General features: G+C 45.2%; 14 protein-coding genes and 2 tRNA genes. 3 read left to right on the top strand and 13 right to left on the bottom strand.

Annotation, left to right across the window (positions count from 1 at the left end; all coding sequences use genetic code 11):
- Window positions 1-7: 7 nt before the first annotated feature.
- The 3 genes from DXC51_RS01680 (at window position 8) to DXC51_RS01670 (ending at window position 4,079) form a co-directional block, all read left to right on the top strand.
- Window positions 8-1,225 carry an AraC family transcriptional regulator gene (locus DXC51_RS01680; RefSeq protein ID WP_117543477.1) on the top strand — a complete coding sequence of 406 codons (1,218 nt, stop codon included), beginning with the start codon at window positions 8-10 and terminating at the stop codon, window positions 1,223-1,225.
- 194 nt (window positions 1,226-1,419) lie between these two features.
- Complete coding sequence (locus tag DXC51_RS01675; protein WP_117543475.1) at window positions 1,420-2,280, top strand: phosphatase PAP2 family protein; 861 nt, start codon at window positions 1,420-1,422, stop codon at window positions 2,278-2,280.
- On the top strand, window positions 2,277-4,079 hold the full coding sequence (locus DXC51_RS01670) for a sulfatase family protein (protein WP_117543473.1): 1,803 nt from the start codon (window positions 2,277-2,279) through the stop codon (window positions 4,077-4,079). The genes DXC51_RS01675 and DXC51_RS01670 overlap by 4 nt, the downstream gene beginning before the upstream one ends.
- A 284-nt stretch (window positions 4,080-4,363) precedes the next feature.
- Here the strand turns inward: DXC51_RS01670 and DXC51_RS01665 are convergent, their stop codons facing one another.
- From DXC51_RS01665 to DXC51_RS01600, 13 genes are all read right to left on the bottom strand, one after another.
- On the bottom strand, window positions 4,364-5,263 hold the full coding sequence (locus DXC51_RS01665) for a carbohydrate ABC transporter permease (RefSeq protein ID WP_117543471.1): 900 nt from the start codon (window positions 5,261-5,263) through the stop codon (window positions 4,364-4,366).
- A gap of 14 nt (window positions 5,264-5,277) precedes the next feature.
- Window positions 5,278-6,216 carry an ABC transporter permease gene (locus tag DXC51_RS01660; RefSeq protein WP_243003099.1) on the bottom strand — a complete coding sequence of 313 codons (939 nt, stop codon included), beginning with the start codon at window positions 6,214-6,216 and terminating at the stop codon, window positions 5,278-5,280.
- Between the two features lie 56 nt (window positions 6,217-6,272).
- Window positions 6,273-7,847 carry an ABC transporter substrate-binding protein gene (locus DXC51_RS01655; RefSeq protein WP_181970009.1) on the bottom strand — a complete coding sequence of 525 codons (1,575 nt, stop codon included), beginning with the start codon at window positions 7,845-7,847 and terminating at the stop codon, window positions 6,273-6,275.
- A gap of 222 nt (window positions 7,848-8,069) precedes the next feature.
- Window positions 8,070-9,650, bottom strand: coding sequence for a response regulator transcription factor (locus DXC51_RS01650; protein WP_117543467.1), 1,581 nt, complete (start codon window positions 9,648-9,650; stop codon window positions 8,070-8,072).
- Window positions 9,650-11,341 carry a sensor histidine kinase gene (locus tag DXC51_RS01645; RefSeq protein WP_117543465.1) on the bottom strand — a complete coding sequence of 564 codons (1,692 nt, stop codon included), beginning with the start codon at window positions 11,339-11,341 and terminating at the stop codon, window positions 9,650-9,652. The genes DXC51_RS01650 and DXC51_RS01645 overlap by 1 nt, the downstream gene beginning before the upstream one ends.
- 138 nt (window positions 11,342-11,479) lie before the next feature.
- Window positions 11,480-12,070: an ATP-binding protein gene (locus DXC51_RS01640; protein WP_278336964.1), complete on the bottom strand. Its 591-nt coding sequence runs from the start codon at window positions 12,068-12,070 to the stop codon at window positions 11,480-11,482.
- Window positions 12,071-12,946: 876 nt separating this feature from the next.
- Window positions 12,947-13,030 (bottom strand) — tRNA-Leu (locus DXC51_RS01630).
- Between the two features lie 43 nt (window positions 13,031-13,073).
- Window positions 13,074-13,155 (bottom strand) — tRNA-Tyr (locus DXC51_RS01625).
- 57 nt (window positions 13,156-13,212) lie between these two features.
- Window positions 13,213-15,369, bottom strand: coding sequence for a glycoside hydrolase family 13 protein (locus tag DXC51_RS01620; RefSeq protein ID WP_021639666.1), 2,157 nt, complete (start codon window positions 15,367-15,369; stop codon window positions 13,213-13,215).
- A 457-nt stretch (window positions 15,370-15,826) separates the two neighbouring features.
- Complete coding sequence (ftsH, locus tag DXC51_RS01615; RefSeq protein WP_021639550.1) at window positions 15,827-17,677, bottom strand: ATP-dependent zinc metalloprotease FtsH; 1,851 nt, start codon at window positions 17,675-17,677, stop codon at window positions 15,827-15,829.
- 133 nt (window positions 17,678-17,810) lie between these two features.
- Complete coding sequence (hpt, locus tag DXC51_RS01610; protein ID WP_021639548.1) at window positions 17,811-18,338, bottom strand: hypoxanthine phosphoribosyltransferase; 528 nt, start codon at window positions 18,336-18,338, stop codon at window positions 17,811-17,813.
- Entirely contained in the window at window positions 18,331-19,869 is a 1,539-nt protein-coding gene (gene tilS, locus DXC51_RS01605) for a tRNA lysidine(34) synthetase TilS (protein WP_117543461.1), read from the bottom strand. Before tilS ends, hpt begins: the two co-directional genes overlap by 8 nt.
- Before the next feature lie 156 nt (window positions 19,870-20,025).
- On the bottom strand, window positions 20,026-21,234 hold the full coding sequence (locus tag DXC51_RS01600; protein ID WP_117543459.1) for a SpoIIE family protein phosphatase: 1,209 nt from the start codon (window positions 21,232-21,234) through the stop codon (window positions 20,026-20,028).
- Window positions 21,235-21,346: the final 112 nt, after the last annotated feature.

Raw genomic sequence — 21,346 nt, 5'->3', positions numbered from 1 at the left:
GTCAGTCATGGTCGAATCCATTGCACGTCTGGAAACTATGAGAGATATGTTTTTATATGCCCAGCAAATTTACAGCTGGTGTCTGGGCCGGGATTTTTCTCTGATTTACAGTAATTGTCCCAGTCAGCAGTTTTTTTACAATATTTTTGAAATCAGCTTCTGCAGTGCTGCTGCTGAAAAACATTTTGCCAGGTCCCGGCTTCCGGTCATCCTGAACGACAATATGGGATTTGCCTGGATTGCCGCAGCACAAACGGATGACAGGGACATTTCCGTTATCCATCTTCTTGGTCCGCTCTTTACGGTGGAGGCCTCAGAGACTTATCTGCAGAAGCTCTGCGGAAAGATGAAGCTGTCTCCGGATCTGATAAACGAGCTTCTCAGGCAGCTTGCCCTTGTCCCGACAATTCCCTTGAATACCGCTATCCGTTATGGTATTATGCTTCACTACAGCGTAACCGGAACCCCTGTTTCCGCCTCCCACATCAGTGTGGCAATTGAGGCCTCCGAATCCAGGGATTCCCTTGAGGATGCGGACTGGACCAGCTCCAGCTGGCACGGTACCTGGCTCGCGGAACAGGAACTATTTGCCCGAATCAAAGAAGGCAACCTGGAAAGTATGACTGAGGCTGCCGCTAAATTTGCTTCCGGCCATGTCGGCTCCATGTGCCCTGGCAATCCGCTTCGTCAGGCAAAGGATGAAGGAATCGTATTTACAGTGCTGGCCAGCAGGGCCGCCATATTTGGGGGTGTCTCACCGGAAGGCGCCTATAACCTGGCCGACTACTATATCCAGCGGCTGGAGGCTTGTGTCAATGTAGCCGAGGTCCAGAACTGCTCCGGTGAAATGTGCGAAACCTTTGTCCGCCGGGTACATCAGTGCAGGCAGAACTTCCGTTACTCACCTCTGACCGCCTCCTGCATGGAATATATTGAAACGCACATTAAAGAAAAAATCAGCCTGGAGGAAATGGCTCGGGAACTGGGCTACACAAGCTATTATCTCAGCGGAAAATTTCAAAAGGAAACAGGCCGCAGCATTGGCAGCCATATCAAACAGCAGAAAATAGAATCAGCCAAACAGCTGCTGGATAACTCCTCCCTTACCTTTGCCGACATCAGTGAACAGCTGTCCTTTTCCTCCCCCAGTTTTTTCAGTTCCACCTTCCGCAAATACACCGGAATGACCCCCGGAGAATATCAGAAAAGGGACAAGCTGGAATAAAGGCCCATATCACGGATTCCCTTTTCCTGACAAATATTCCCTTACTTTGATAAGAATCGGAATCGGCAACAAAAATCACTAATTTGTGATAACACATTTTTCTTTTCTCCCTTTACAATCAGCCATAAAGCCGCCGGCCTAAAGTGCCTGCCGGAAATCGGCTTATTATTATTCCAAAAGGGAGGAAATAGAAAATGAACAAAAAAATATTTATAGTTTTAACAGGTATTCTCGCCATTCTGCTTTTATGCGGCACTTTTTTCGATCTACAGATATCTCAGGCTTTATATAATCCTGAAAATCTGTTTGCTCAATTTTTTTACTGGTTTGGCCAGGCACCTGGTATGCTGCTGGTATCCTTTGGCTTTATGCTGATTTTAATGGCACGGCCCAAAAATATCAAATGGCTGAGTATACTGCTCCTTCTTATCTGCGGTGTATGTTCTTTTATCTATGCTGCACTGCCGCTGTCCATAGGCACCTATTATATGGGCTGCGGTCTTTCCGGCAGAATAGCCGTACTGGCTGTGGCTGTTATTCTTTACCTTTTAATGCTGTCAGGTGCTAAAAAGATTGCGGAAATGAATGATCCCCAGACACTAATCAGAATAGCCCTAACCTTTATCCTCTTGTATTTTGTTGTGGGAAAAATTCTGTCATTTGCCAAAAACCTTTGGGGAAGACCCCGCTTTTACAGTATACTTGACGATTTTACACGTTTTTCGCCATGGTACCGCCTGCTGGGCAATCCCCTGGATGATACATTTAAGTCCTTCCCTTCCGGACACGCTTCCGAAGGCGCCATGTTAATCGGCATCATACTCCTTGGCAAAATGGTTCCCGCACTGAAGAAAAGGAGCTCTCTGTTATACGGTATTGCCTTTGCCTGGGTATTATGTGTCATGACCGCAAGAATCATTGCCGGCGCACATTTTCTGTCGGACGTGACTGTAGGTACATTTATAACGTTTCTTATATTCTTCCTTCTGTCCGCCTTGCTGGTAAAGGACAGACAGGCTGAAAAAACTGAATTTGGAAAGGAAATATCACAATGAAAGCAATTATGGTAATGTATGACACCCTTTGCCGGAATTTTCTGGGACCGTACGGTAACGACTGGGTGAAAACTCCCTCCTTTAATAGGCTGGCAGAAAACTCCGTTACCTTCGAACGCAATTATGTCTGCAGTCTCCCCTGCATGCCTGCGCGCAGGGATCTCCATAACAGCCGCGTCAATTTTCTTCAGCGGGATTGGGGGCCTTTGGAGCCCTTCGATGATTCCATGCCGGAAGAGCTGAAAAAACACGGTATTTATACTGCGCTGGTCAGCGATCATTACCACTATTGGGAAGACGGCGGATGTACCTATCACTCCCGCTACAATTCCTGGATATGCCACCGCGGACAGGAGGGCGACTTCTGCCGCGCTGACCGTAGCATGGTAAAGCTGACAGCGGAATATAAAGACAGGATGAAAGATCCTCAGACTGCCGGTATCCTGCGGAAAGCCCAGGATCAAGCCAACCGCAGCCGGCAGGTTACGGAAAGTGATATGCCTCAGGCCAGAACCTTTGCCGATGGGCTGGCCTTTCTTGAGGAAAATGCAGATACGGACAACTGGTTCCTGCAAATAGAAACCTTTGATCCCCATGAACCCTTTTTCACACAGCCGGATTGGCAGTCGCTGTATCCGGAGCTTGCCGAATATACCGGAAATAAAACAGACTGGCCCGGCTATGATCCTGTGCGGCCGCAGGAAACACAGGAGGACATTGCTTATGTAAGGAGACTTTATGCCGCTCTCACATCCATGTGTGATTTTTATCTAGGCAAGGTTCTCGACTGCATGGATAAACATGATTTATGGAAAGATACCATGCTTATTGTGAACACGGATCACGGATTTCTGCTGGGCGAACATGACTGGTGGGGAAAAACCGTCATGCCTGCCTATGAAGAAATCAGCCATACTCCCTTATTCATCTACGACCCTGTCAGCCGCTGCCATGGTCAACGGCGCAGCGGCCTGACCTGCCCTCTGGATCTGCCGGTCACACTTCTGGATTTCTTCGGAGTTCCTGTTCCCGATGATATGCAGGGCCACAGCCTGCTGCCGCTGATCCGGGAAAATAAACCGGTAAGGGATTCTGTGCTCTTTGGTTTCCATGCCAGCCATGTAGCCGTTACCGACGGACAGTACACCTATTTCCGCGCTCCGCTTGCCGGCCAGTCCGCCAATTGCTTTGATTATACACTGATGCCCACGCATATGAGGGAATTCTTTTCTATTGAAGATTTACGCAAAGCCGAATTTGCAGATCCTCTCCCCAACAGCAAAGGCTGTCGTGTACTGAAGGTCCCGGCAAAGGGCTGTTATATCAATCCGGTAAATTTCGGCACCAAGCTTTATGATGTAGAAAAAGATCCGAGACAGACCTGCCCTGTAGATGACGCCTATCTTGAAGCCCGAATGACGAATCTGCTTGTAAGGGAAATGAAAAAAGCTGACGCGCCTTTGGAACAGTACATCCGTCTTGGACTGCCTCAGGACAGAGAGATTACATCAGAGGATATCCTTTCCTGCCGAATAGAAGAAGAGGCGGCTGATACTCCGGACTGTCTTGGCCAGGTGAAATGGACAAAAGAAGCCCGGAACATATGGCGAGCCTGGGCACAGATGATGCCTCCGGAAGCGTTGGAGGCAGCTTCAGGCACGATGCTTCAGCTGCGTGCCGGGCATGCTGAGAAAGAAGTAACGGCAGATGATATTGTTGCTGCAGTAAAAGTAATGCTGCCGCCGGAACAGCAGCAGCAAATACTGTATTTTATGATGACGGTGGCAAGGGCGGATTAATACATTTAATTAATTTTATGGGCAGTTCACACACTCGTAAGAAATTATTTGCAGAATATAATTATCCAGAGAAGAAATTGGTGAATGTTTTCTTCTCTGGGTATTTAATTATAAATGGATTAAATATAAGTCACGCCCAATTCCAACAGAAATTTTTCAATTTGTTCTACAGGCTGCAGCATCTCTCTTACCTTTTCCGCAAGGGCAGGTATCCTTTCTTTGTTCATTTTTCCGTCTGACAGCTTCTCCTCCTGAGCAGTTCTCTTTTTTCTTACTAGATATGATCACCCTTTTACTGCTCCTATCGTTATTCCTTTTACAAAATATTTCTGGAAAAATGGATACAAAATCATAATAGGAACTACTCCCACAACTGCTAGTGCCATTTTAACGCTAGTCGCCGGCATAACTACCCCTTGTGTAAATGCTGCCGCTTTATTTGCTGAGCTGTTAAGGAATTGAATATCTGTAAGCATTCGATTCAGATAGTTCTGCAAACTGAATAAATCCGTTCTTTTTGTTATATAGTATAAACCATTCTGCCAGTCATTCCAGTAAGCGATTGCCACAAATAATCCTACTGTTGCCAGAATAGGTGAGGATAAAGGTACCACAATCCTTGTAAATATCTTAAACTCTCCGGCACCGTCAATTCGTGCTGCCTCCAACAGTTCATTTGGTATGTTTGATTTAAAATAATTTTTCATGAGGATTACGTTAAACGCATTCATGAGCAATCCCGGGAAAATCAGCGCCCATATCGTATTTTTTACATTTAAATAACGAGTCCATAGCAGATACGAGGATACGAGTCCGCCATTAAACAGCATTGTAAAAAATACTAAGAAAGAAAATATATTTCTTGCTTTAAATTCCGGCCTGGACAGAGGATATGCAAACAGGGTTGCTATTATAAGTCCCAATACAGTTCCTACAACTGTAATAAACAGAGATACCAGATAAGATCTCACCAGTGAGTTAGAGCTTCTGAATATATATTCATAGGCCTCTAAACTAAAATTTTCAGGCCAAAACCGATATCCATTTCTAATCAGCGTAGTTTCCTCAGTGATAGAAGACATAAAAATCAAAAGAAATGGAATGATCACGGACAGACACAAAATTATTAAGATGAAATGAACAAGAAGCTGTGCCGCCTTCTCTTTATTTGAAATAACTCCCATAATCTGCCCCCCCCCTAAAATAATGCATTGTCAGCATCAATTTTACGTACTAACGCATTTACTGCCACAATAATTACAAAACCTACCACTGACTGGTACACAGCTGCAGCACTTGACATGGCCAAATCATTTCTCTGAAGCAATGCGCGATAAACGTATGTATCTATTGTACTTGTATAATCATAAAGTGCCCCCGAATTCATTGTAACCTGATAAAACAGTCCAAAATCAGAATAAAAAATTCTTCCTATGGACATCATGACCATCGTTATAATTGTGGGTTTCAGAAGAGGTAACGTAATCGAAAAAATCTGACGGATTTTGCCTGCCCCATCTACTCTTGCTGACTCATACAAGGACTGATCAATCCCCAGTATTGCCGCCAAATATACAATACATCCATAACCGGCCCCCTTCCATGTATTCACAAAAACGAGAATAAAAGGCCAATGCTTTTTTTCCGAATACCAGTTTATGCCGTCTGCACCTATAGATTTAAGAAGGGAATAGTTAATAAAGCCGCTTTCCGTATTTAAAAAAGCATATACAATATAAGCAACAACGACCATAGATATTAGCTGCGGAAGCAATAAGACCGTCTGATAGACCTTCCGGAACCGGGCGCTTATTAATTCATTAAGCAGTACTGCCATCATCACTCCTACAATCGTTCCCAAAACTATAAAGGCCATGTTATATAAAAGCGTATTCCTTGTAATAATCCATGCGTCACTTGTCTTAAACAAAAATTCGAAATTTTTAAAGCCTACCCATTTAGATTTAAATATTCCTAAAGAAAAATCGATATCTTTAAAAGCAATAAAAATACCTGCCATGGGAATATAGTTATTAATAAAAAGATATAGGACTCCCGGCAATATCATGATATAATACGGAAACTGCCGAAAACGCTTTTCTTTTTTTTTCACCTGCATAGCCGCTGTTTTCTCCATAATTGTCTCCTTCTTTTAAAAAGGAAGGGATAAAAGTGTCCCTTCCTTTTCTTAACCTATTTATTAATTCCGTTCTCCGTACACCATGCATCCAGTTGTTTTTGTTTTTCCGCTATAATATCGTCCATCCCTGCAGCCTTCAATTTCTCTATAAAATTACTGTAATTTTGTTCCAAATCCAGAGAACCTGTCTTGAATCCCGGCAGATATTCATCAAGTACTGCTGATACAGCGGCACATTGTGTTGTTACATTCGACTGGTCAAAAGTAAATCCCAGGGCCCGTGATACCGGCGCAGTTTTATTATTTTCAGCTAATATTTCGTTATAATCCGAAGGATTTCCTTCCAACGGATTACCAACTAAACTGTTCGGCATAGCCCAATATGTGGATGACGGATAGGGCGAATTGGTGTTATCAATTCCCTCCGGATAGGATACCGTTCCATCATCATTGAGTATCCAATGTACATCCTGCACTCCATAACACATCAGATTGGCAACATCCTTATTGGTATAGGCTAAATCCAAAAACTTCACACTTGCTTCCGGCACCTTTGTTGTAGATGATACACCCCATATCATCCCGCTCAAAGAACTGGAGGTAAGTAAAGGAGTTTTTATCTTGACACAAGTATAATCATAACCGGTTGAAGCTTTATATTGGGCATCGAGGCCGACTTCGCTGTAAGATACACTTGCAAACAGTCTGCCTGCAGACATATAGCTTGCTTCACTTTCCTTGTCTGTTGCAGCATCAGATTTAATATAACCGGCATTATACCATTTTCTTGCCAACTCCAACATCTGATAATACTCGTCTGTCTCGTATAAATCCACTACATTCCAGCCTTCCTCCCCCATCAGAACACCGTTACCGTCAGTCAAAGAATCATAATTGATCAATCCGGTAAAGCCTGCAGTTGCCACAGGATAAAATAATGTAATCATATCAGGCTCATTTTCTTTTACTATCTCGAATACATAATTCAACTCTTCTAAATTCTTCTGCATATCTGAATCATTAATATCTTTTCCTAATGTCAATTCCGGTGTTAAATTATATTTTTCCAGAATATCCGTCCTCATTGCCACCGTACATGTCATCGCCTTACCATTTATAACAGGCACTGCATAAATACGACCTCCCACGCTGGTTGCTTTCAGCCATTCTGCCGTGGTTTGTTCTACAAGCCCCTGTCCATATTGCCCAATATAATCGGTAATATCAAGCAACTGCTTATTAGATACCAAGGAATTATAATTTGTTGCATAAAAAACATCAACTTGCTCTCCGCTTGTCATATCCATTGCAAGCTGGTTATCATAGTTCGCAATGCTGATGGCTTCCAGCTCTACCTGGACATTGATTTCCGGAACTGATATCTTATTAATCGCGTCTTCAACAAGCTTCAGATCCGATGGTACAGTTCCCAGACATACCATACGGACAACAACTTTTTCCGGTTCACCTGCTTCTTTTTCTTCCCTCACTTCATCCGTAATGCTCTCTGTTTCTGCAAGTTTGTCATTGGCCGTATTACCTGGGTTTTCCATTTTCTGCGCTCCGCATCCAACCAGTATGGATGCTGCCATACATATGGAAAGCAATAGTGACAATAGCTTTTTCATTCCTATCCCTCCTGTTTTCAAATTGTTTTGGGTTTGTAATGTCAGTATAGCAAAATTCATGGAGATAATCTTTCGGGCAGACGACTTTTACTTTTTCCGGAACGACCTCTTTTTTACAGATTTTCTCCGAATTTTTTTATTTTATCAAAAAAATCGTTTTGAAAAAAGGAATTGTCTCCCTGAGAAAACAATTCCTTTTAAAACAGATAATAAATTATTTCTTTAACCCCCATCCCTGCTTCTGAACTCTCTGGGAGATATTCCTGTAGTCTTTTTGAATAAAGTGGAAAAATGAGACGAATTAATAAATCCGGAATGATATGCAACATCACTGATTGACATATCTGTAGTCTGCATTAATGAAATGGCTTTTATGATTCTGCGCTTTCCAAGAAAATCCATAATGGATATTCCTTCCTCCTGCTTAAAAATTCGGGCGGCATAATCCACGTTTAAATGTACAGCTTTTGCTATTTCTTCCCTCGTAACGTCCTCGGTCAAATGCAACTCAATAAATTTTTTCATTTCCATGACCGCCGCATTACCGCTGTTTCTTCTGTTCTCCATAATGGAATTTATCTTTTTAAATACAGCATCCATCCATTGAATCGCATTTTCTACAGAAATATTAATCAATTCATACTTTTTCTTCAATTCCTCTTCCTGCAGTAGCATCCTGGCGGAAATGCCCAGCTTCATCAAGTGGCTGTATATAACCTGAATCAGGTTTTCCTGAAGCGATTGCAATGCTCTTAAATCAAAATCTTCCTTTTGTATATTGGAAACCCACACTCTAAAACGCTCAACAAACTCATCATATTTTGCGTATTCAAGCAATTTCTGAATTTCTGCCGGAATATCCATAGGAAGTACTTCTATAGCCCTTTCGCAGACATCTTCAACAAATACACCTTCCAAATGAGATATATCTCCATAAGCCATCATTTTCAGTCTCTGGTAGCTTTCGTGTAATTTTTCATAAGAAACATTTTCTCCCACGTAGCAGCATACCTTTACATGAATCATTTCCTGACACAGCTTACTCATTTCGCCACACTTTTCCAGCAGCCAGTCAAATCCTTCATCCTGGCTTATAACAATTATATCGGATTTGACCATCAGGATACGACCCGACTCCATCCTTTGGCCGAAAACTCCCTTTGCCACGTTACTTACCGACAGCATTAGTTTATCCTGATTCCAGCTTGCAAGATGAACATTAAACTGTTTTACACATATCAATGCAAGATTAAACTCTTCCTGCAGCACCTGCCCTAATCCTATGCGGGATGCCTCTTCGATCATTCCGCCCTCATTCCCCGCATAATTCCCTTCTATAATCCTTTGCCAGAAAATTCTCTCCAGTTCTGTTTTATTTTCGATATAATATTGTCCCAGGCCGGATTGTTTCTTTTCCCTTTTACCTGCAACGATCTTTTGCACCAAATTTTTAACGATATTTTCCATTTGTATATAATCCAAAGGTTTCACACAATAATCATAAACATTTAGTGTTATAGCTTCCTTCGCATATTGGAACTCTTCATGACAGGTAACAATTATCGCTTCAATGGGATACCCCTCCTGCCGAATCCATTTTATCAGATCGATTCCGTTGCTTCTCGGCATCTCAATATCGCAAATAATGAAATCTACTTCTCCCTGCTCAATTATCATTTTTGCCTGTTCTACATTATATGCACCTTTAACCTCGACTCCATTTTCTCCAATTGTTTCCCAGTGAATATTTTCCATAATAGCTTTTACGCTATAACGTTCATCATCAATAATTACAGCATGCATTACCTTGCAGCCTCCTCCTCTGTCTCATATGGAAAGCAGAGCTCAACCTTCGCACCATTATTATTCTCAATAAAAATGTGAAAACGATCCTGATACAATTCACGAAATCTGAGGACAGTATTGTTCAAACCAATCTTATGCCTTTCTTCCGTGAAATTTCCCTCATTTACCGCCTGTATTACAGCATCATCAAAGCCTGGCCCATTATCTGATACAATCAGCATAACCTTATTCTCCTCGATCAGAAGGCTTCCTTTTACCTGGATATCCAGCTTCTCCTGATTTTGAATTCCATATTTAAAAATATTTTCCACCAAGCTATGCAGTGAAAGTGTTGGTATCCTGCAATGCAATATCTGCGGCTCCAACTCCAATCCACATTCCAGGGAATCAGGATAGCGGACCTCTTGAAGCAGAATATACTCTCGAAGATGCGTTATTTCCTCCTCTATCGTACATATTAACTCCTTTTGGCTGAACATATACCTCATATATCCGGACAGATATCTGCAGGTTTTTAATATTCCTTCATATTCCTTTATACTTGCCATGCTGTATATTGTGTTTACCACATTCAGTACAAAGTGAGGCCGGATTTGCACATTATAAAACTGTAGCTGTGCATCTTTTTTCTTGATTTCTTCTTCATATACCTTGATTTTTAGCTGTCTGACCTCTCCTGTCATCTGATTCAGATTATCCCCTATTTCCTTAACTTCAACCGTATACCTTTCAGTATTTATTCTTTGTTCTAAATCGCCCGCACCAATTTTTCTGATTCCATCAACAATTTCTCTAACAGGAAGTATCAGATATTTTCTGATATTGATACACATAATGGAAATTAAAAGAATCGTGATAACTCCAAGTATGGTAATCCCCCCAACCATCCATTTAGAACTATCAACAAACGGGGTACCTAATGTTATTTCAAGCGAAATGCCGCTGACAGATTCCAACGGACAGGTGATTGTCATTTTCTGCCATCCCTGCTTTTTCCCCAGTAATGCCATAACTTCTTTCTTTTCATCGCCGGAATATAATTCCTGTTCATATAAAATGCTGCCTAAAACATCCTTCTGCGTACGCAAAGCAAAGAGCAAATTATCCTCTTTAAAATAATTCGAAGCATTCTCAAGAATCCGATCTGCATTTACCCAGGAACCATAACATATATTTTCATCGTATTCCACATATATAAAATAAACTCTATCTTTTATGTTGGTTAGCTGCCAACATCCTTTTTGGTATTTTTCTAAGTTTCCTCTGTCTTCAAATTCTGTTTTCACATCCAGAAAATCATTAAAATCCTCGTAGGAAGCTATTCTTGTCCACAGATTTCTGTCTTTGGTATTTGAATATATCCACATACCGCAAATATACTTTTCTGAATAAAGTGCATTAAACATTGAACCCTGAAGTCTGTTTTTGATAAAATACATATCTTCATCAAGATAACAAAATTTTCTTGTTTCAGTTTGGTTAACAAAAGAGGTTAAGAAATTAGATATGTTTTTTAACTCCATATTGATATCTCCAGTAAACAGCTGGAGAGAATTCATATAACTCTGCTTCATTTCCTTCTGGGCAGTACTGATTGAAAAATAATTCGTTGCCAAAAGGACTGCAATATTGAAACAAATAATTAATATTAAATAAATAAGTATTTTTCTCGTTAATGACTGCTTCATAAAAATCTTACCCCATAATAATTTCGTCGAATCATATATCTGACAACATAACTAACCAGGATATTTCCCTGACACACTTTCTGAGGCAATATTAACACTGCAGATATAGATTTTGCAAGAGATGTCTTATAAACAGACTCATCTGAGAGCTGAATTCTGCATTTGCGTTGTAAGATAAGCTGCTTTCTGCTCTTCCGTTCCCATAAGCGCTACCGCCGTAAGTCCCTCGTATACAGAATAATCATCAAATGCCTCTTCCTTGCTTCCATCATGCACACTGAAATACTTGGAAAAAGATAAAGGCAACATATGTATCTCATCCCCACGTATCTCATCCCCACGTCCCTCAAACCCTGTCAAAATATCTTTTGACAGAAACTTGGAATTACTTCCGGTTACATACACATCCATATTCTTTTTCCGCAGAAAACCATTTAGCACAGACTCAAATGCTTCAAGATTCTGCACCTCATCAAGCAAAAGATAATACATCTCCTTATCTATAATCTGTTGATTCAAATATTGTAAAAATTTCTTAGGATCTATCTTCCGTTCTGAATTCGCATTTTCCAATAAGAGAGGATCCTCACCAATCTTTATCAAATCATCCGCTGAATCAAATGCAAATAGAATCACATGGTCTTCTGGTATTTCACAATCCATCAAATGATTATAGAATAATGTATTTAACAAATATGATTTACCGCATCTTCTGATACCGGTAATCACTTTAACAAATCAATTGTGTTTTCGATTAATTAATCTCTCCAAATATACATCTATTTTTTATGTCCATCTTCCTACCTCGCTAAATATTTATGCCGCTTGCGGCAAAAATATTTAATAAACTCTCGCCCAGTTCTTTGCAGAAACGAATGAACCCTGTCCGCTTACAGAAAAGCAGCATGAATTGCTTCAATATTTTGACCGTTTGTCACCCCAGCAACAAAACAGCTTGCTTAGTTTTCTTAAGTCATTGCAGAAGCTTGATTTAGGGTCAATGTAGGCCTTTATAATAGTTTGTAGTATCACATAATATCTATATTTAACAAAAACACGTGGAATATAAACACCCCTAACTATATTACTGAAAATATTGTTTTCTGTCTCCGGCTTATCTAAAACCGTGTCATGGTTGATTAGCACAATAATATTATGCATACAATCAACTTCTTTTCTTTTTTCTAATCTTTTATACGCAATGAATATATAAAAGACAACAAAAATCCACAAAAAAAATCAGAGCATCTTCCTGTAAAAGGCAATAAACGTAAAACGGAGGAAATGTTTCAGATAACCAGGCAGGAATTCGTTCCTTCTGATAATTACGAAAAAGCCGATGACAAGAAAAAACTGAGGACAAGCTGCTGTCTGTCAGCAAATCAGACAATGCAGAAAAGTTTTAAATATCGGTCCTGTATAAAGAAGCACAGGAATTCCTCCTGGAGAAAATAAAAAAGAACTCCATCCAGCCGCAGGCTGGAAAAGAGTCCCTGTCAATCAAAGCCCCCGCTGCAAGCAACGGGGGCTTTGACCCTCGCAGCAGTCGCCAAATATCCATACAAGCATGGATACTTGGCTCGTTGCTCGCGGGAATAAAAATAGTGCGGGTAGCCGGACTTGAACCGGCACGGTATCGCTACCGAGGGATTTTAAGTCCCTTGTGTCTGCCTATTCCACCATACCCGCAGACCATCCACCGCCGCAAATATCAATTTACGTCAATGAATAATGGATGGAGGTGGATTCGAACCACCGAAGCAATTTGCAGCAGATTTACAGTCTGTCCCCTTTGGCCACTCGGGAATCCATCCATTTATAGCCGCCGGAGACGACACTCCGTCTCCGACAATATACATTTAACCATACCTTTATAGGAATTGCAAGAAATTTTTTCGGTTGGATTTCATTTCTTCGCTCCGCTTCACAGGTTCGTTCCGATGCTGCAGTATAATTCCCGAAACCGGAGGCAGCGTCACCGTTATTTTTCCCGCTTCCACCACATATTTTACCGGATCCGTATAGAAACCGTCATTGCCTGTGAGGAGCAGTCTTGTCATTTCCGCCTCTTTCGGTATTCCCAGCTCCCAGACGGAAAGCTCCTTTGTCATCTCATGGTCATTGTTATTAATAAGGATCAGTGAATGGTTATCCCTGGTAAAACGGGCATAGCCAATCATATTATAATCCGTAAGCATCCACTTGATGGATCCGGTTTTGAACTCCTGGTTTTCCTTGTGCACCTTTATTGCCGCTTTGTGGTAGGCTATCAGCTCCTGATCTTCCCTTCCCCAGGGATAGGTCCTGCGGTTATCCGGATCCGTAAAGCCGCACAAACCCGCTTCATCTCCATAATAAATGGTTGGCGCGCCGGGCCAGGTCATCTGGATAAGAACCGCCTCACGCATCACCGCCTTGTTCACTCCCTGGTTTGCGGCATCCGGTCCCAGTGTGTTCATACGCCCCACCTTCTTATTGGTACGGGTGAGGAACCGGGAATGATCGTGGTTGGAAAGCTCATTCATGGCAACCTGAATGGAAGGTGTGGCAAAGCATGCGCTGTGGTAGCCCATGGCGCCCCAGAAGCTTTCCGCATTGCCGAGCAGATCCTGACGGTAATCGTCACTGTGCTTCTGCATTCCCGTCAGGAACCAGGTTACCGGTTCCATAAAGGCGTCGTAATTCATCACCGTATCCCACTGGTCACCCTGCAGCCAGGAGGATGGATCGCCGTAATGCTCCGCCAGAATGATGGCATTGGGATTGGCGCTTTTCACACTTCTGCGGAAATCCCGCCAGAAACGGTGGTTAAAATCAGGGGAATGGCCCAAATCCGCCGCTACATCCAGCCGCCAGCCGTCCGCATTGAAGGGTGGCGAAACCCATTTGGCGGCAACCCGCATGATATATTCATACAGCTCCCTGGAGCCTTCATAATTCAGCTTCGGCAGCGTATCATGCCCCCACCAGCCGTCATAAGTGGGGTTATAGGGGAACCTGTATTCGTCATGGAACATGAAATAATCATGGTATGGGCTGTCTCTGTCTATAAAAGCGCCCTTGGCATACCCTTCCCGTCCTTCATAAATACGTTCCCGGTCCAGCCATTTGTTAAAGGAACCGCAGTGATTAAAAACACCATCAATGATAACCCGCATGCCTCTCCTGTGGGCTTCCTCCACAACCTTGATAAAAAGCTGGTTGCTGGCCTCCAGGTTCTCCTTATTCGTAACACGGTTGATATAACGGCCGGCGAAGCGGTTCTCATGCTGCCAGTCCGGCAGAAGCTCCCCTTCCTCGCTGACGATTTTCCCCACATGGGGATCAATATAATCGTAATCCTGTATATCGTATTTATGGTTGGAGGGCGATACGAACAGGGGATTAAAATAAATAACATCAATCCCCAGATCCTGCAGATAATCCATCTTATCCAGAACACCCTGCAGATCCCCTCCGTAAAAATTCCGTACATCCATCTGTGCAGGATATGCGTACCAGTCCTCGACCTTCCTGGATTTATCCCCGATATAATGATACTCTCCTGTGAGGACATCATTGGTCGGATCCCCGTTGCAAAAGCGATCCACATAAATCTGGTACATTACCGCGCCCTTTGCCCAGGCCGGTGTGGAAAAACCGGGGATGATGCTGAAATAATAATGCTCCTCCGGCTGCTTGACAACTCCTCTTGAATCGTAATAGCACCTGGCTTTTCCTGATTGTGCTTCAAAATAGTACGTAATCTTCTCATTATCCAGCTGCTGCCGATGTTCGTAATAGTCAAAAAGAGAATCTGACGACGCTTTAAACATCAGATTCTTCTGTCCCTGACAAATAAAGAACACCCTGTCCAGGTTGTTCTTTTTGGCTCGGAAGGTAATGGTTACTTCACTGTATGGCGCCGGTTCCGCCGGTGATATAAAATTTTCCGTTGTATCACTGAACAGAGCCTTTTTGCTGAGAATCGGCCGCATGCTGCTGATGTACTGATGCTGCTCTCCGCGCAAAAACCGTTCAAAATTCATATTTTAACACCCTTGCTCTCATGCATCCGCAGCACTGCCGCAAATGCCTAATTTTAGAGTACTTCTTTACCCATTGTAGCGTAAAAATCTGCTACATTCAAGCCCTTTTACGCTTCATTCTGTAACACCTCACTCCGTAAGTTACTGTTCACATCCCGCCCGGGCTAAAGCCGTCGCCGCCCTGTGTCCGTGTCCCCGTGCCTGTCTTCCTGTGTCCGCCTGACATCATACTGTGCACAAGCCGGCAGCCCCTGAAAAATTGCAGTAAAAAAGACAGCTTTTTATGGCTGTCCTTTTTAGAGAAGGTATTTCTTATGGGGTATAGCAAAAAACTATATAATGTATTGGGGGGGGGTTACGAGTATTATAATATCAAACCCGCCCCATTTTGTACATACCCAGAATTCACAAATATCACAAATTCTCCATTCCATTTTTGTGTATTTTTCACAATTAATTATTCCGTAACTGTGTCAAAGAAAGATTTCTCCTGCCGGAACAACGCTTCGAATTCCTCCCGCGTAATCTTTTCCTTCTGTAAAAGAAGATCCGCGGACTTATGGAGGATTTCCATATTTTCCAGAATGATTTCTTTGGCCCTGGCATAGCACCTGTCAATGATTTCCTTGACTTCCTTGTCAATCTCACCGCTGATGAGCTCACTGTGTGATTTGGCATGGGCAAGGTCACGGCCGATGAATACTTCGTCATCGTCGTCATCATAGCAGACAACACCGATATTGTCGGACATACCGAAGCGGGTCACCATTTTCCTGGCCAGCTTGGTTGCCTTCTTGATATCGCTGGATGCGCCGGTAGTGATGTCGTCAAAAATCAGCTGCTCTGCGATACGTCCCCCCAGGGACACCATAATCTCCTCTTCCAGCCTTCCCTTTGTCATGAACATGTCATCCCTCTCAGGCAGAGGCATGGTATAGCCGGCCGCCCCGATTCCTGTGGGAATGATGGAAACCGTATATACCGGCCCCACATCAGGAAGCACATGGAACAGAATCGCATGGCCGGATTCATGATAGGCCGTAATTTTCTTTTCCGCATCGGAAATGATACGGCTTCTCTTCTCCGAACCGATTCCCACCTTAATAAAGGCTCTCTGGATGTCCTCCTGGGATACGAATACCCGGTCGGACTCCGCTGCCAGAATGGCCGCTTCATTCAAAAGGTTTTCCAGATCTGCGCCGGTAAAGCCCGCGGTAGTCTGGGCCACCTGCTTCAGGTTCACATCATCGGCCAGCGGCTTATTTCTTGCGTGCAGCTTCAGGATATCTTCCCTGCCGCCCACGTCCGGGGTTCCCACGCTGATTTTCCTGTCAAAACGTCCGGGACGCAGAATCGCGGGATCGAGTATATCCACGCGGTTGGTGGCCGCCATAACGATAATTCCTTCATTCACGCCGAAGCCGTCCATCTCCACCAGCAGCTGGTTCAGCGTCTGCTCCCTTTCATCGTGACCGCCGCCCATACCGGTTCCCCTGCGTCTTGCCACGGCGTCAATTTCATCAATAAATACGATACAGGGAGAATTTTTCTTCGCTTCTTCAAACAGGTCACGGACCCTGGAAGCGCCCACGCCGACAAACATTTCCACGAAATCAGATCCTGAAATGCTGAAAAACGGTACATTCGCCTCACCCGCAATGGCTTTGGCAAGCAGCGTCTTACCGGTTCCGGGGGGGCCCTCCAGCAGGACGCCCTTGGGAATTCTGGCTCCCACCCTGGTGAACTTGGAGGGTTCCCGGAGGAAATCCACGATTTCCTGCAGCTCTTCCTTCTCCTCCTTCAGCCCGGCCACATCCTTAAGGGTAATTTTGTTATCTGCGCCCACGCTCATTCTGGCCCGGCTTTTCCCGAAGTTCATCATTTTGTTGCCGCCGGCGCCCGCGCCCGCATTCTGGGCATTCATCATCATAAAGAAGAACACCATGATAATTACGGCCACGACGAGCATGGGAAGTAAGGAATTCATAAACCAGCTTTCCCTGGGCACATCCCGCACAACGGGATCAATGCTGTAATCCTCAAACAGCCGGATCGCTTCTTCCACATTCGTCACATAAAGAGTCCGGTTCTGCCCGCCCTTGAGCAGAACGGCGGCCGAGCCGGTAGGCGTTTCCCTGTTCTGCGTGATGACGGCGCTGGTTACATTTCCGGCCTTCAAATCCTCTTCCAGGGCGCCCCGGGTATAATTATCCTGCATCTGGTTCATGGAGCTGGACCATACCATCAGAAGGAGCGCTCCCAGCAGCAGAATAAAAATCAGATTAATACCCCTGATATTCTTTCCCAATTTCTTTCCTCCTTTTACGGCAGCTGTTTAAGCCCTTCTGTGTGAGCCTCCTCCCTGCCGGGACTGCGGCCCGCGGGAAACTGCCTTTTTTCAAACGAAAAAGCTGCATTCCGCAGCTTCTTCATTATTTTCATTAATCATCGAATTCAACCACACCAATGTACGGAAGATTTCTGTATCTCTGATCATAATCCAGACCGTAGCCCACTACGAATTCATCTGGGATCTGGAAGCCGGTGTAGTTCACCTTTACATCCGTAACCCTTCTCTCAGGCTTATCAAGAAGCGTGCAGAGCGCCAGGCTCTTGGTTCCTCTGTCACGCATCATTTCCATCAGGTACTTCAGTGTCCTGCCGGAGTCCACAATATCCTCCACAATGATAACATCCTTATCCTTCAGGGGTTCATCCAGATCCTTTACGATCTTAACGACGCCGCTGGATTTGGTAGAACTGCCATAGCTGGAAACAGACATAAAATCAAGGGAAACAGGAACCGTAATCCGCTTGGCAAGCTCACACATAAAAAAGCTGCCGCCCTTCAGGACGCATACAAGGTGAACCTGCCTGCCTGCATAATCCTTACTGATCTGATCGCCGATTTCCTGGATTCTTGCATCCACTTCTTCTTCCGTTAATAATACTCTGACTCTTTCAGCCATCTTCTTCTCCTCCTCTTATGTGTACCCGGAGCACTCTTTTCGTGCTGTCCGTCACTTTCACTGCGCTGCTGATGCGGTGTCCCACTACCCAGAGGATATGGCTGCCGTCCGCAAGCAGAAGCAGATTTTCCCTTTCCTGCACCGGTATCTTTTCCTGAATCAGGTAATCCTTCAGACGCTTCTTCTGAAGCTTATCATTGATGCTAAGATAGTCTCCCGGCTGTCTGGTCCGAAGTACCAGAGATTCTATTCTATCATAATCAAACCATTTCGTACATGTTTTTTGCGGAATTATCTGAGAATTTTCCCGCCGGAACAGGGAAAATTCAAGGATTTTTCCCCCGCCGCAGGCCAATGTAAGAACCGGGGCCGCATTTTGCGTATCCCCTATATTCCCGGCCAGCTCCTCCATATCTATTTTTTGAAAAAAATGCGCCGCCGGGACTTCCTCCTCCGTCCCGGCCAACGCCGCGGCCGCCGGCTTTCTCTCCTGAACGATCACCTCGCCGAAGCTGCGCAGCGCCTCCAGGCCATAGGGAAGCATCACCCTTTTTCCTCCCTGTTTGTAAAAAAGGCTTTCCACATCCCTGATATGGCTCATGCCAATATCCTTTCCTCCTCCGGACAGCTCCTTGAGCACCAGCCTGAGAAGATGGGTCTGCAGAAGCTTCTCTTCCTGAAGGAAGGCCGGTACGGCGATGCGGATTCTTTTTACCGGGGATGGCCTGCATTCCTGCGGGTTCCCCATCCTGGCCCGGGCTTCCTCCGGGCCCGCGGAGCCATCGGACGCTTCCTCTAAAAGCCTGCATCTGTCCAGGGCCTCCTGCGCCCTCCTGCCGACAAAATCCGCCGTCAGTGCCAGAAGCTCCGCCTCCTGCGAAAGATGCGCATCCGCCTCCGGGCAGATTTCCTCCCTGGCAAAAGGAAGAATATGACGGCGGATCTTATTCCTGGTATAAGTATCCGTATCATTGCTTTTATCTATACACCAGCGGATATTTTTTTCCCGGAGCCACTGTTCAATCTCTTCCCTTCCCACGCAAAGAAGGGGCCGGATGATGTTATCCCGCACCGGCCGGATGGATGCCATGCCGTCCAGGCCTGTCCCGCGGAACATGTGGAAAAGCAGCGTCTCCGCCCTGTCATTCCTGTTATGCGCCACCGCAATACGATCCGCCCCAAAGCTTTCCGCCGCTTCATAAAAAGCACGGTAGCGCACCTGACGGCCGGCCTCCTCCACGGACAGCCCCCTGGATTTTGCCAGAGCCTCCACATCCACTTCGGTCAGATAAAAGGAAACCCCCAGCTGCCTGCAGGTTTCCTCCACATAGGCGGCATCCTCCCCCGCTTCCCTGCGGATGAGATGGTTCACATGGACCACCGCCAGCTTCCATTGAAATGACGGCGCAAGAAGGGCAAGCACATGAAGCAGGCAGATGGAATCCGCCCCTCCTGACACTCCCACCACGATCCTGCTCCCCGGCCCGGCCATATGCTGTTCTTCCATATACCAGCGGATTTTCTCTATCATGCCTGCTGCTGCCTTCCTCTTTTTCGTATCTGCCGGTATCCTTCAAAAGATACCGGCTATCCTTTTACTATATCCAATATTTTCAAAAAAATCAATGCTGCCGCCAGGTCTTGTCCCCCGAAGTCTGTGTGGTGCTGCTGTTCACTGTTCACTCTGTCACTCCCGATTCCTCTCCCAGATGCCTGCCGCGAGCACGGTCATATCATCCCTGATTCTGCCCTGACACTGTTCGATGGCATATTTCATCATCGTATTGGCGATTTCCGCCGGTGAAACGGAGCCGATGCAGCCAAGCAGCGTTTCCAGCCTCTCCTCCCCGTCCTCTCCGGGCCAGCCCTCCGTCATTCCGTCGGAAAGCATGATTATGTAATCCCCGTCCATCAGCTGACACTCCACGGGCCGGGGCTGTGCATGTCCAAAGGCGCCCAGAGGCAGCGTCCCGCCGTCTATCTTCTCCACAATGCTCCCCCGCTTGATAAAGCTTGCCGCCGCCCCTGTTTTCATAAACCGGCAGCTTCCCTCATACAGATCCACACTGCACAGATCCAGCGTGGGCATATTCCCTTCCTTCCCTTCGCTGGCCACCGCGCTGTTCACAAGCTGCACCGCCATTTCCAGCGGCAGCCCCGCTTCCAGCATGGTTTCCGTCATATCCGCCACGGCCTCGCTGTCCCTGCAGGCCTCTTCCCCTGAACCCATCCCGTCGGAAAGCACAATCGTAAAATTTCCGTCATCCGCTTCAAAAAAAGCAAAATTATCTCCCGAAACCTCCTCCGTCTCCTTGGCCGCCCGGGCCGTCCCGGTCATATAGCAATAAAAAGGCTCCTCCTCGAAGAAAAAGCAGACCGGGTCCTGTCCGATAAAAAAAGGATTCCGCCTGGCAGACATCAGCCTCATATCCAGAAGCACAGAAAGATAATCCGCAGCCTCCTCCACGGTCCTGGAAGCCCTTCCCTTTGTAGAAAGCAGGATGGACAGTTCCATGCGCCCGTCGCCCTTCTGGACAAGATAAATATCCCTGGCAACCAGCCCCTCGCCAAGAAGCCCCTTCATGATTTGCTTCTGCCTCCGGTTCCCCAGGCTGATGAAGCGCACGGACTCATCGGCCACATGATTCATCATATCCGCCATTTCCTTCAGATTTCCCGCAAACAGCTGCCTTCCCTCCGCAAGCCGTTTCCTCATCATGTACACCGCTCTCGCCTGCCTTGCGTCTGCACCATCTTCTCCCTGCGCCTCTTCTTCGTCTTCCCCGAAAATCTGGGCCAGGTTCTGAAAGGTATCCGCACATACCCTGATTTTCCGCCTGCCATATTCCAAAAGATAACCGGACTGCGCCGCACCTGCCGTGTCCCTGCTCTTCATCTGCCATCCCGCCTTTCTTTACTCTGTTTTCCTGTCTGTGACTCGCTCTCATTATAGCGGGATCCTTCTGCGGGATTTGTCAAAGCATGGGGGCCTGTCCCCGGTTTTTATC

Source organism: Eisenbergiella massiliensis, from assembly GCF_003435485.1.
This window is presented reverse-complemented; position numbering and strand designations above follow the sequence as displayed.

Coding starts and splice junctions, on each gene's coding strand:
- DXC51_RS01670 (WP_117543473.1), top strand. CDS start 2,277: ATGAAAGCAATTATGGTAATGTATGACACCCTTTGCCGGAATTTTCTG.
- DXC51_RS01620 (WP_021639666.1), bottom strand. CDS start 15,369: ATGAATTTTGAACGGTTTTTGCGCGGAGAGCAGCATCAGTACATCAGC.
- DXC51_RS01650 (WP_117543467.1), bottom strand. CDS start 9,650: ATGCATGCTGTAATTATTGATGATGAACGTTATAGCGTAAAAGCTATT.
- DXC51_RS01665 (WP_117543471.1), bottom strand. CDS start 5,263: ATGGGAGTTATTTCAAATAAAGAGAAGGCGGCACAGCTTCTTGTTCAT.
- DXC51_RS01655 (WP_181970009.1), bottom strand. CDS start 7,847: ATGAAAAAGCTATTGTCACTATTGCTTTCCATATGTATGGCAGCATCC.
- DXC51_RS01675 (WP_117543475.1), top strand. CDS start 1,420: ATGAACAAAAAAATATTTATAGTTTTAACAGGTATTCTCGCCATTCTG.
- DXC51_RS01645 (WP_117543465.1), bottom strand. CDS start 11,341: ATGAAGCAGTCATTAACGAGAAAAATACTTATTTATTTAATATTAATT.
- DXC51_RS01680 (WP_117543477.1), top strand. CDS start 8: ATGGTCGAATCCATTGCACGTCTGGAAACTATGAGAGATATGTTTTTA.
- tilS (WP_117543461.1), bottom strand. CDS start 19,869: ATGATAGAGAAAATCCGCTGGTATATGGAAGAACAGCATATGGCCGGG.
- hpt (WP_021639548.1), bottom strand. CDS start 18,338: ATGGCTGAAAGAGTCAGAGTATTATTAACGGAAGAAGAAGTGGATGCA.
- DXC51_RS01660 (WP_243003099.1), bottom strand. CDS start 6,216: ATGGAGAAAACAGCGGCTATGCAGGTGAAAAAAAAAGAAAAGCGTTTT.
- DXC51_RS01600 (WP_117543459.1), bottom strand. CDS start 21,234: ATGAAGAGCAGGGACACGGCAGGTGCGGCGCAGTCCGGTTATCTTTTG.